Consider the following 11,689-nt stretch of genomic DNA (forward strand, 5'->3'; position numbering starts at 1 on the left):
CCAGGCCATCGGCAACGGCAGGGCGGCCACTCCTCGGAAACCACCCAACGACAAGAAACCATCAGCCACACCCCACCGTCCCCGGGCATCCAGGGCATCACCCCAGACGATCAACAACCTTATGGAGGAACCATGACCCCACGCGACCTATACGAGCACATGCGCCGCCGCTGGCTGTCCAGCGACACGGCGTTCGACCCGGACATGCTCACCGAGGACGTCGTCATCGAGACCCCGTTCGCCCTGCCGGGCCGCCCGACCCGGACGGCCGGGCGCGACGCGGTCCTCGCCTACGTCCGGGCCGGCCACGCCTCGCTGCCGTTCCGCTTCGACGACTGCCGGACGCTCGCCGTCCACGAGACCGCCGACCCCCGGACGATCGTGGTGGAGTACGAACTGCACGCGACGATGACGGCGACGGGCGAGAAGGACAGCGCGCCGTTCATCGCCGTCCTTACGGCCCGCGACGGGCGGATCGCGCGCTGGCGCGAGTACCAGAACCCGATCGCGGTCGGACACGCCACAGGGGCGCTGCCCGGGTAGGCGGCGCCCCTGTGGGTGCGGAGGTCACTACTGGTTGAGCGAGCAGGGAGCGAAACGCTCCAGCCCTTCCGGCTTCACGGCGTTACGGCCGATCGCGGTCTCGATGCGGTTGAGCGTGGCGGTGCGCTTGTCCTCCAGCGGCCCGAGGATCGCGTTCTGGATGAAGTTCGGGCCGCCCTGGCCGATGGTCGACGCGAGGCGGTTGTTGGCCTCGGAGATCTGCGTGTTGAGCAGCTCGAGGTTGCGGGCGACCTCGTCACGCGCCTGCACCGGGATGGACGGCAGACCACTGACCTGCGGGCAGTTCACGGTCGGCGCCGCGCCGTTACCCGCATTGCCGTTGCCGGCGTTGCCACCGCCGGCGTTGCCACCCGGCGCGGCCGTCGGCTCGGGCGCGGCCGCGCCGCCCCCGTTCTGGTTGAGGGAGCAGGTGGCCAGGGCGTCGACGGCGAGGTTCGGCTTGGCGGCGTTGCGGCCGATCGCCGTGGCCATCCGGTTGATCGTGGCGACCCGCTTGTCCTTCAGCGGCCCGAGGATCGCGTTCTGGATGAAGTTCTTGCCACCCTCGCCCTGGCTGGTGACCAGGCGCCGGTTCGCCTCGGCGATCTGCGTGTTCAGCAGCGCGAGGTTCCGCTCGATCTCGGCCTGGGCCTGCGCGGGGACCGTACCCAGCGCGCCGGCGACGGCCGGGCAGGAGACGGTCGGGGCCGCGCCACCGCCGGCCTGCGAGCCCGCGGGGGCCGCCTGCACCTTGGTGGGCTCGGGAGCCGCCACCCCGCCGCCGTTCTGGTTCAGGCCGCAGGTGGCCAGCGCGTTCACGTCGAGGTTCGGCTTGGCGGCGCTGCGGCCGATCGCCGTGGCCATCCGGTTGATCGTCGCGACCCGCTTGTCCTTCAGCGGCCCGAGGATCGCGTTCTGGATGAAGTTCTTGCCACCCTCGCCCTTGCTCGTCACGAGGCGCTTGTTCGCCTCGGCGATCTGCGTGTTGAGCAGCGCGAGGTTCCGCTCGATCTCGGCCTGGGCCCGGGCGGGCACGGCGCCCAGTTCTCCCGCGACGGCGGGACAGTTGACCGTGGGCGCGGAATTCTCATCCGCCGAGGCCACGCCGAGGCCGACGCCCGTCAGTGCCACGGCGACCGCGGCGACGCCGGCGATCTGCCAGCGACGGGCGGAACTACGGGAGAGATGCATGTTCGCCTGGACCTTCCTTGTCGTAGGACCTCGGCGAGCAATACGGGAACGCTCCCAGGAAGGATCAATCCGCGGTGCGGGTCTTTCCGTGAAGTTTGCGGAAGGCCACGGCCACCAGCGCCCGCAGGACATCGGCGTCCACGTCGGCCAGGCGGCGCACGTACAGGCAGGACCGGCCGGTGCGGTGCGGGCCGAGGCGGGCCAGCAGGTCCTCGTCGAAGCCCGCGATCGCGTAGATCGTCAGCGCGGTCTTGCGCGGCGACAGGGCCACCGGCGGCCAGTCGCCCTCCTGGCCCGAGGCGTACCGGTAGTGGTAGGTCCCGAAGCCGATGATGGAGTCACCCCACATCGCCGGCGCGAGGCCGGTCGCCTCGGCCATGAGGGCACACGCGGTCTGCGCGTCGGCCCGGCGCCGCGGATCCGGTACGGCGGCCAGGAAGTCGCCGACGCTCGCGCCGGTCGGCACAGTTCTCGCCACGGCCACCGCTCACCCCGCCATCTCGAGCTGGACGCCGTCGGCGAGCCGGTACGGGTTGGTCGCCACCAGCGCGCCGATCGAGCGGCGCAGCCGGGACACCTCCGCCCGTACGGTCACGACGTGCTCGTCGTCGCCGTACAGCGCACGGCTGAGCCGGCTCGCAGTGAGGCCCGCCGGTCCGGCCGCGTGCAGCAGCGACAGGATCTCGGCGTGGCGGCGCGTCAGCGGCGACCGCCAGGGCGGGCCCTCGCCGCACACCGACAGCACCGGCGTGCCTCCGGCCTCCAGGGTCGCGCGGATCGCGCGGGAGCGGCCGGCCGGGCGCACCAGCCAGCCCTCGGCGAGGCGTTCCGGCACGCACAACCCCATTCCGGGTACGGCCACCGCGGCCCCCGCGCGCGGCACGGCGATCCGGTCACGGGCCGCGACGCCGGCGTTGTGCGCCACCCAGCCGTGGTCGTCGACGACGAGCAGCGGTCCCGTGGCCGTACCGACGATGTGCTCGGCGGAGCGGCGTACCCGCTCGAGCCGGGCCGTGTGGTGGCGCCACAGCTGCGACTCGGCCAGCCGTACGCCGGTCTCGACCAGCGCGGCGATCGCCGGGTGCAGGGTGAGCGCCGGCCCGCTGACGTCGACGATGCCGAGCAGCTCCCCGGTACGCGGGTCGTGGATCGGATGCGCCGCGCAGTACCAGGCGTGCTGGGCCTGTTCGAAGTGCTCGGCCGAGAACAGCTGCACGGGCGCCGCCTCGACCAGCGCCGTCCCGATGGCGTTCGTACCCACGATGGACTCGGTCCAGGTCGCGCCCTCGCGGAAGCCGAGCCCCTCGGCTCGCCGCAGCGCCGGCGGGGCACCGTCGCGCCACAGGATCACGCCGTCGGCGTCGGTGACCACCATGAGCGCGACGTCGCGGATGACGTGCCCGAGCTCGTCGATGACGGTGTGCAGCGGCGATTCGCGGCGGCGGCGTTCCACCTCGTCGGGGCCGAGCGCCGCGCGGGCGTTGGCGCCGCCGGGGTCGAGGCCGGCCCGCAGCACCCGGGTCCAGGAGCGGGCCACCACCGCGCGCGGGCGCAGCCGGGTCCGCCCGCCGCTCAGCACCGCACTGTGGACGCGCCGCAGGTCGCGGGCGTGCCGTGTGAGGTCGGTGCCCGGCCGGATGGCGTTGAAGTCGCCCATGACCAGGCGACTGTAACCCGCGAAATGTGATCGCCGCCACAGTCCAGTCGGCGGAGCACCGCCGTGCAACTCGGTGCAACGCTTGTGCACGTACCGTGCCGGGCCGTGTGCTGAGAGGCATGACGCAGACACGACAGTGGGTGGAGGCGTGGCTCGGGGAGTTCGAGTCGGCGCTGCGCGACCGGGACGTCGAGCGGGCCGCCGGCCTCTTCGACGTCGACAGCTTCTGGCGCGACCTGGTCGCGTTCTCCTGGAACATCACCACCGTCGAGGGCCGCGACGGCGTGACCGACCTGCTCAAGGCGCGGCTGGACGACGTGGACCCGGCCGGCTTCGCGCTCACCGAGGAGCCCGCCGAGGCCGACGGCGTGACCGAGGCGTGGATCAGCTTCGAGACGGGCGTCGGCCGCGGCATCGGGCATCTGCGCCTGCGCGGCGACCGCGCCTGGACCCTGCTGACCACGCTGCGCGAGCTGAAGGGCTTCGAGGAGCGCCGGCCGCAGGGCGTCGAGCACCAGCTCAGCAAGGGACGCCGGACGTGGAAGGAGCTCCGGGAGGCCGAGCAACGGGAGCTGGGGTACGAGCGGCAGCCGTACGTCGTGGTCATCGGCGGCGGCCAGGCCGGGATCGCCCTCGGCGCGCGGCTGCGGCAGCTGGGCGTACCCGCGCTGGTGCTGGACCGCCACGAACGCCCGGGCGACCAGTGGCGCAAGCGGTACAAGAGCCTCTGCCTGCACGACCCCGTCTGGTACGACCACCTCCCCTACCTGCCGTTCCCGACGAACTGGCCGGTCTTCGCGCCGAAGGACAAGATCGGCGACTGGCTGGAGATGTACACCCGGGTGATGGAGGTGCCGTACTGGGCGAGCACCGAGGTCCGCTCGGCGCGGTTCGACGCCGCCGAGCACCGGTGGAGCGTGACCGTCGAGCACGACGGGGAGCCGGTGGAGCTGCGGCCCACCCACCTCGTCTTCGCCACCGGCATGTCCGGCAAGCCCAACTACCCCAGCCTGCCCGGACAGGACGTCTTCCGCGGCGAGCAGCACCACTCGTCGCAGCACCCGGGCCCGGAGGCGTACGAGGGCAAGCGGGTCGTCGTGGTGGGCTCCAACAACTCCGCCTTCGACATCTGCGGTGCGCTGTGGGAGCACGACGCCGACGTGACGATGGTGCAACGCTCGTCGACGCACATCGTCAAGTCCGCGTCGCTGATGGAGATCGGCCTCGGCAGCCTGTACTCGGAACGGGCGGTCGCGAACGGGATCACCACGGACCGCGCCGACATGATCTTCGCGTCGCTGCCGTACCGGATCATGCACGAGTTCCAGATCCCGCTCTACCAGCGGATGGCCGAGCGCGACGCCGACTTCTACGCCCGCCTGGAGAAGGCCGGCTTCGCCCACGACTGGGGCGACGACGGCTCGGGGCTGTTCATGAAGTACCTGCGGCGCGGTTCCGGCTACTACATCGACGTGGGCGCCGCCGACCTGGTCGCCGACGGCCGGATCAAGCTGGCGCACGGCCAGGTCGACCACCTCACCGAGGACGCGGTGGTGCTGGCGGACGGCACCACGCTCCCCGCCGACCTGGTCGTCTACGCCACCGGCTACGGCTCGATGAACGGCTGGGTGGCGGACATCGTCGACCGGGAGACCGCCGACCGGGTCGGCAAGGTGTGGGGCCTCGGCTCGGACACCACCAAGGACCCCGGCCCGTGGGAGGGCGAGCAGCGCAACATGTGGAAGCCCACCCGGCAGGAGAACCTGTGGTTCCACGGCGGCAACCTGCACCAGTCGCGGCACTACTCGCTCTACCTGGCGCTGCAGCTCAAGGCCCGCTACGAGGGCCTGCCGACCCCGGTCTACCACCTCCAGGAGGTGCACCACACAGGCTGACCATCCGACCGCCCCACCCGCCACCCACGACCAGACTGAAGCCGGCTCTCGGGGGGCATCCGGGCCGGGTGGTTGCCGACACCCGGCCCGTCCGCGGCCTCAGTCGCGGGGCGGGTCCGCCAGCGGCCAGCCGCCGGCCGCCAGGTGGGCGGAGACCCGGACCACGTCCTCCGGCGACGCCTCCTGCAGCACCGAGGAGCGGATCATCGCCTCGATGTCGGCCGTGGTGATGGGGTCCGCGCCGGCGAGCGCGGACCGGTCCGCGAGGTCGAAGGCGATCTTGCGGACCTCCTCCTCGGTGAGCTTGCGGCGCAGCAACCCGAGCAGCGCCACGTAGTCCTGGCGCGGCACGCCGGACGGGTAGCCGGCGCGCAGCCACTCGACCGCCCGGCTCAGGAAGCTCGAACGCAGTTCCGACATGACGGCCTCACTTGTCCACGATCGACGGGTACACGTGCTCGAAGCTGAGCGCCTTGCCGAAGCCGCTCGCCACGATGAAGGTGAGGCCCAGCAGCACGCCGGCCAGCACGACCGCGAACAGCATCCAGCCCAGCACGGTTCCGGCGGGGCGCGGGCGGGACCCGTGCACCTCGGCGTCGCCGCCCGCGCCGTACGCCAGCGAACGGATGCCGAGGGCGAACAGCAGCGGCAGCCCCGCGCCCAGCAGCAGGCCCGCGGCCAGGACCTTCCACGCGCCCTCGAGCGCGAAACCCAGGTTGTGCATCGCCGTCCCCCTCAGCTCGCCGCGCCGGCGGGTACGCGCCCGGCCGGCCGGGCGTCCTCCCACTCGTCGTTGACGTTGTCGTGGTTCACCGGCGCCCGCCGCGAGCGCACGTACATGCCGGCCGCGGCCGCCACCAGGATCACGAAGACCGCGAGTGCGCCGGGCAGCCCGTCGCCGAGCAGGTGGGCGATCCACCACATCACCGCGCCCACGACCGCCGCGGCGGGCAGCGTGATGAGCCACGCCGCCACCATGCGCCCGGCCACCCGCCACCGCACCTGCGCACCGGGCCTGCCGACCCCGGCGCCGAGGATCGAGCCGGTCGCCACGTGCGTCGTGGACAGCGCGAAGCCCAGATGGCTCGAGGCGAGGATCACGGCGGCCGATGCGGACTCGGCCGCCAGCCCCTGCGGCGGCGCGATCTCGACCAGGCCCTTGCCGAGCGTACGGATGATCCGCCAGCCGCCCAGGTACGTCCCCAGCGCGATCGCCAGCGCACAGGCCGCCTTCACCCAGAACGGGACGCTCCCGGTGTCGGTCCAGTCCCCCGCCGCGATCAGCGCGAGCGTGATGACGCCCATGGTCTTCTGCGCGTCGTTGGTGCCGTGCGCGAGTGACACCAGCGAGGCGCTGCCGATCTGGCCCCACCGGAACCCGTTGTCGGTGAACCGCCGCGCGACGCCCACGGTGACCCGGTAGATCAGCCACGTCCCGGCGGCGGCCACCACCCCGGCGATCACCGGCGACATGATCGCGGGCAGGACCACCTTGCCGACGACGCCGTCCAGCTTGCTGCCGTCGCCGTTCCAGTTCACCCCGGCCCAGCCGAGCCCGGCGACGGTGGCGCCGATCAGCCCGCCGAACAGCGCGTGCGAGGAGCTGGAGGGCAGCCCGAGCAGCCAGGTCAGCAGGTTCCAGACGATCCCGCCGACCAGCCCGGCCAGCACGATCAGCAGCAGCGCACCGCCACCGCCGGCGAGCAGCTCCGGCTTCGGCGTACCGCTGGAATCCTGGATCCGGACCACCGCGTTGGTGACGGTGAGCGCGACCTCGACGGACAGGAAAGCACCGGCGAGGTTGAGCACACCGGACAGCAGCACGGCCACCTTCGGCCGCAGCGCGCGCGTCGCGATGGAGGTGGCCATCGCGTTCGCCGTGTCATGGAATCCGTTCGTGAAGTCGAACCCGAGCGCGGTCACGACCACGAGCGCGAGGATCACGGAAGTCTCTGTCACGCCCCGATCGTTTCCCGGTCCTCCGCCGGGTTGAAGATCTGCGGGACGTCGTTCTGAGATTTCCGCTTCCCGCGACCGGCGCGTGGCGCAGACGTCACCCGAGCGTCACGCCCGCTCGGGTTTATCGATCTCCCGGATGGCCGCGACGAGGATGTCCAGGCCTTCGCGGGCCTCCTCCTCGGTGAGCGTCAGCGGCGGGCCCATGCGGATCACGTTGCCGTACAGGCCGCCCTTGCCGACCAGCAGGCCGCGCTTGCGGCACTCGTCGAAGACGCGCAGGGTGGCCGCGGGGTCCGGTTCGGTGGTGCCCGGGCGGGTGAGCTCGAAGGCGATCATCAGGCCGCGGCCGCGGACCTCGGCGACGATCGGGCTGTCCGCCGCGGCGGCGCGCAGGCCGTCGAGCAGGATCGTGCCGACTCGCCGGGCGTTGGCCTGCAGGTCGTGGCTCAGCACGTAGTCGAGGACGGCGTTGCCCGCGGCCGTGGCGACCGGGTTGCCGCCGAACGTGGAGAAGCTCGTCCCCGGGACCGCGTTCAGCAGGTCGGCGCGCCCCACCACCCCGGCGAGGGCGAAGCCGTTGCCGATGCCCTTGGCGAACGTGATGAGGTCGGGCACCACGTCGTGCGCCTGGTAGCCCCAGAAGTGGTCGCCGGTACGCCCCCAGCCGGTCTGCACCTCGTCGGAGATGAGCAGGATGCCGTGGTTGTCGAGCTCCTTCTTGAGCGCGCCGAGCAGCCCGTCCGGCCCGTGCACGAAGCCGCCGACGCCCTGGATCGGCTCGGCGATCAGCGCGGCCACGTCGCCGGCCGTGGTGGTGGCGAGCACCTCGCGCAGGTCCTCGACGGCCGCGTCGACGTGCTCGGCGTCGGAGAGCCCGGCCATCCGCCCGCGGAGCCGGTCGCCGGAGGGCAGCCAGCTGACCGTCAGCGGGCTCAGGCCGCTCGCCGACCAGCTGCGGTGCCCGGTGACCGCCATCGCGCCGAAGGTACGGCCGTGGTAGCTGTTGCGGATCGCCAGGATCTGGTGGGAGCGGCGGTGGTTGGTGGCGCACAGCAGGGCCGCCTCGTTGGCCTCGGTGCCGGAGTTGGTGAAGAACACCCGGGCGTCCGGGATGCCGGAGAGCCGGGCGATCTTCTCGGCGAGCTCGACCTGCTGCCGGATGAGGTACAGCGTGGAGCTGTGCACGATGCCGGTGGCGAGCTGGCGCTCGACCGCCTCGCGGACCTCGGGGATGTCGTGGCCCAGCATGGTCGTCAGCACGCCGCCGAAGAAGTCGAGGTAGGTCCGCCCGGAGCCGTCGGTCACCCGGCGCCCGGAGCCGGAGACCAGCTCGATCGCGTCGTCGCCGTAGTAGGTGGTGACCCAGGAGGGCAGCACCGCGCGGTGGCGGGCCAGCAGGTCGTCGGTCATGGCAGCAGCCTCCTCGTACGAGGCCATGAGTCTCCTACGCGGCCGGCTGCGGCTGTCAAGCGCGGCGGGCCGTCACGTCGAGACGAGGCGGGCGGCGAGGGCGACCGCGGTCAGGTCGCCCTCGCGCAGCCGGGCCGCCGCGTCCGGCTCGCCCAGATCGGTGAGGCGGTTCGCGGCCGTGTCGATCAGGCGGTCGTTGCCGCTGAGGAGTTTGCGTGCGACGTTGGCCTGGATCGGGCTGAGTTCCGCGTACGCGCACTTGTCGAGGGCGGCGACCGTCTCCTCGTCGAGGGTGCCGGCCAGCGCCCGTTCCGTCACGACGCGGAGCAGCCAGGACGGCCACCAGCTGTAACGGCCGATCAGGTGCCCGGAGCGGACCGCCTCGCGGGGCGACTGGCCGCCGTCGAGCAGCCGTACGGCCATGGGGATGTCGAAGCGTTCGAGACGCAGCGCCGTGAGGAAGAGCCGTTGCAGCTTGGCCCGGCCCACGAGCCGTTCCGCCGCTGTCGCCGCCTCGGCGTAGTCGCCCCGCAGGGCCATGAGCACGATGGCGGCCTCGTCGGTGGCGATGGCACTGCCGGTGGAGCGGTCCGCGATGCGTTCGAGGGTGCGGGCGAGGCGGTCGATGGCGTCGGCGGCCGTCTCGGCGCGCTCCTCACTGCCGGGCCGCTCCAGGTGGCGGATGACGGCGTCCGCCGCGTTCTTGACCTCGCGGCGCAGCAGCGGGGCGGCGATGTGCGGGCCCACCAGGTCCGCGAGCCCTTCGCACAGGTACGCCCGGTCGTAACTGTCTGACGCTTCCAGGAACTGCGCCCACCACGACGCCAGGTGCACCTCCATGACCTCAGCGTGGCGGACCGGCGGCACGGATGGGACCGAAACGCCCAAGAACGGCCGGGCCCCCGTCCAGGGAGCCCGGCCGCCTCGTACGGAGCCTCAGGAGCCGGACGGGGTGAGCACCACCGTGTCCGAGCCGCTCTGCGGCGGGGTGCCGGTGTCGGTGTACTCCGCCACGAACACCGCGGTGAGGTTGTCCGCCCCGGCGTGGCCGCCGTCGACGAACGTGGTGATGGAGCCGCTGCAGCCGGACGCCGTGGACAGCGGGTGCCCGTGCTGGTCGTGGCCCAGGATGTAGGTGACCGTCACCCGGGAGCAGTCGACCGGCTGGTCGTCGACGACGTTCACCTGGAAGTTCACCGTGTCGCCGAACTCGAACGGCTGATCCTCGGTCGGCGTCACGAAGCTGACCTGCGGCGCGAGGGTGCCGACCGGCAGGATCACCTCCGCGGACGCCCAGCGGCCGGTGGGGTCGGTGACCTTGAGCGTCGGCCGGTAGTTGCCGTTCTCGGTGAACGTGTAGACCGCGTTGGGCTGCCGGGAGTCGACCACGCCGTCGGCGTTGAAGTCCCAGGCGTAGCGCAGCGAGTCACCGTCCGGGTCGGTGGTGCCGGTGCTGGTGAAGGTCACCGTCAGCGGCGCCTCCCCGCGTGCCGGGGTCGCCTGGATGCGCGGGATCGGGGTGCGGTTGCCGCGGACGTAGTCGATGCGGGCGAGCTGCGCCTCCGGGTTCTCGGAGAAGTAGCCGTCGCCGTACTCGAGCACGTAGAGCGAGCCGTCCGGACCGAACTCCATGTCCATCGGGTTGTCGAACACGATCGACGGCAGCACGGACTCGATCGCGGTGACCTGGTTGTCCGCGCCGAGCGTGAAGCCCTTGACGTAGTCGCGGGTCCACTCGTAGAACAGCGGCTTGCTGTCGTAGTACTCGGGCCACTTGGTCGCCGACGGGTTCGCGGCGTCGTAGTGGTACGCCGGCCCGCCCATCGGGCCGATGCCGCCGGTGCCCAGCTCGGGGAACTCGGCGCTGGGACCGTACGTGTAGATGACCTCGGCCTTCTCCACCGGGGGCAGCTCGCGCTTGCCGGTGTTGTGCGGTGATTCGTTCACCGGTGCCGCGCAGTTGAACGGCTCCCCCGAGGTCTGCGTGGCGAAGTCGTAGTCCACGTACGGCATGTCCGGGGCCACGCAGTACGGCCACCCGTAGTTGGCGGGCTTGTCGATGGCCATCCAGCGCCCGTGCCCGGCCGGCCCCCGCTGCGGGTTCGGCTGGTTGGCGTCCGGCGAGTAGTCACCCACGTACACGACGCCGCTCTGCTTGTCGACGGCGAAGCGGAACGGGTTGCGCACGCCCATCGCGTAGATCTCCGGCCGGGTGTACGCCGTACCCGGCTTGAAGAGGTTGCCCTTCGGGATGCGGTAGCTGCCGTTGCCGGTGACTTTGATCCGCAGGATCTTGCCGCGCAGGTCGTTGGTGTTGGCCGCGCTGCGCTGGGCGTCGAAGGCCGGGTTGCGGTTGGCGCGTTCGTCGATCGGCGCGTAGCCGTCCGAGGCGAACGGGTTGGTGTCGTCGCCGGTGGACAGGTACAGGTTGCCCGCCGCGTCGAAGTCGATCTTGCCGCCGACGTGGCAGCAGATGCCGCGGTCGGTGGGCACCTCGAGGATGCGCTGCTCGGTGCTGAGCGCGAGGGTGTTGCCGTTGAGCTTGAACCGGGACAGCCGCATCACGCCCTTGAACGGCGCGAAGTCGGCGGCGGTGCCCTCCTCGGGAGCGTCGCCCTCGTTCACCGCCGGGGTGGACGGGTCGTCGCTGGGCGTGTTCAGCACCGGCGAGTAGTAGATGTACACCCACTTGTTCGCGGCGAAGTTCGGGTCGATCGCGACGCCCTGCACGCCCTCCTCGTCGTGCTGGTACACCGGGATCGTGGCGGCGAGGATGTTGCGGCCGCTCTTCGGGTCGTTGATGCGTACCTGACCCTTGCGCGCCGTGTGCAGCACGCGCTTGTCCGGCAGGACCGCGAGCGCGATGGGCTCGCCCGGGAAGTCGTCGAGGGTCACCTTCTGGAAGTCGGAGTCCGGCGGCGGCGCGGCCGCGGGTGCGGCCGAGACCGCACCCGAGGGCGCCATCAGCGCCGTGGCCACCATCGCGAAGACGGGTACGGCGGTGAGCACACGTTTCATCAGTTCAGTTCTCCCC

General features: G+C 71.9%; 11 protein-coding genes. 2 read left to right on the top strand and 9 right to left on the bottom strand.

The window, feature by feature from the left end:
- Nucleotides 1–132: 132 nt before the first annotated feature.
- Nucleotides 133–543 (top strand): nuclear transport factor 2 family protein, encoded by a 411-nt coding sequence (locus IT780_RS16120; RefSeq protein ID WP_199512380.1) that lies wholly within the window; start codon nt 133–135, stop codon nt 541–543.
- A gap of 27 nt (nt 544–570) precedes the next feature.
- Here IT780_RS16120 and IT780_RS16125 read toward each other — a convergent pair whose 3' ends face one another.
- From IT780_RS16125 to IT780_RS16135, 3 genes are all read right to left on the bottom strand, one after another.
- The gene (locus tag IT780_RS16125) at nt 571–1,734 is read right to left on the bottom strand and encodes a hypothetical protein (RefSeq protein WP_199512381.1); all 1,164 of its coding nucleotides are present in this window, start codon (nt 1,732–1,734) and stop codon (nt 571–573) included.
- Between the two features lie 64 nt (nt 1,735–1,798).
- Nucleotides 1,799–2,212: a DUF1801 domain-containing protein gene (locus IT780_RS16130; protein WP_307831213.1), complete on the bottom strand. Its 414-nt coding sequence runs from the start codon at nt 2,210–2,212 to the stop codon at nt 1,799–1,801.
- A 9-nt stretch (nt 2,213–2,221) separates the two neighbouring features.
- Entirely contained in the window at nt 2,222–3,391 is a 1,170-nt protein-coding gene (locus tag IT780_RS16135) for a sigma-54-dependent transcriptional regulator family protein (RefSeq protein ID WP_199512383.1), read from the bottom strand.
- 119 nt (nt 3,392–3,510) lie between these two features.
- On the opposite strand from IT780_RS16135, the gene IT780_RS16140 reads away from it, so the two are divergent.
- A complete protein-coding gene (locus IT780_RS16140; RefSeq protein ID WP_199512384.1) occupies nt 3,511–5,286 on the top strand; it encodes a flavin-containing monooxygenase in 1,776 nt (591 codons plus the stop codon).
- 99 nt (nt 5,287–5,385) lie between these two features.
- On the opposite strand, the gene IT780_RS16145 is transcribed toward IT780_RS16140, so the two are convergent.
- The 6 genes from IT780_RS16145 to IT780_RS16170 form a co-directional block, all read right to left on the bottom strand.
- Nucleotides 5,386–5,706 carry a DUF3349 domain-containing protein gene (locus IT780_RS16145; RefSeq protein WP_199512385.1) on the bottom strand — a complete coding sequence of 107 codons (321 nt, stop codon included), beginning with the start codon at nt 5,704–5,706 and terminating at the stop codon, nt 5,386–5,388.
- A gap of 7 nt (nt 5,707–5,713) precedes the next feature.
- Complete coding sequence (locus IT780_RS16150; protein ID WP_199512386.1) at nt 5,714–6,010, bottom strand: hypothetical protein; 297 nt, start codon at nt 6,008–6,010, stop codon at nt 5,714–5,716.
- 11 nt (nt 6,011–6,021) lie between these two features.
- Nucleotides 6,022–7,245, bottom strand: coding sequence for an inorganic phosphate transporter (locus IT780_RS16155; RefSeq protein WP_199512387.1), 1,224 nt, complete (start codon nt 7,243–7,245; stop codon nt 6,022–6,024).
- A 105-nt stretch (nt 7,246–7,350) separates the two neighbouring features.
- A complete protein-coding gene (locus tag IT780_RS16160; RefSeq protein WP_199512724.1) occupies nt 7,351–8,655 on the bottom strand; it encodes an aspartate aminotransferase family protein in 1,305 nt (434 codons plus the stop codon).
- A gap of 72 nt (nt 8,656–8,727) precedes the next feature.
- On the bottom strand, nt 8,728–9,495 hold the full coding sequence (locus IT780_RS16165) for a hypothetical protein (RefSeq protein ID WP_233412967.1): 768 nt from the start codon (nt 9,493–9,495) through the stop codon (nt 8,728–8,730).
- Nucleotides 9,496–9,591: 96 nt separating this feature from the next.
- Nucleotides 9,592–11,673 (bottom strand): PQQ-dependent sugar dehydrogenase, encoded by a 2,082-nt coding sequence (locus IT780_RS16170; RefSeq protein WP_233412968.1) that lies wholly within the window; start codon nt 11,671–11,673, stop codon nt 9,592–9,594.
- Nucleotides 11,674–11,689 lie beyond the last annotated feature (16 nt).

Origin of the sequence: Nucisporomicrobium flavum (genome assembly GCF_016464385.1) — a bacterium.
GTDB lineage: Bacteria > Actinomycetota > Actinomycetes > Mycobacteriales > Micromonosporaceae > Actinoplanes > Actinoplanes flavus_A.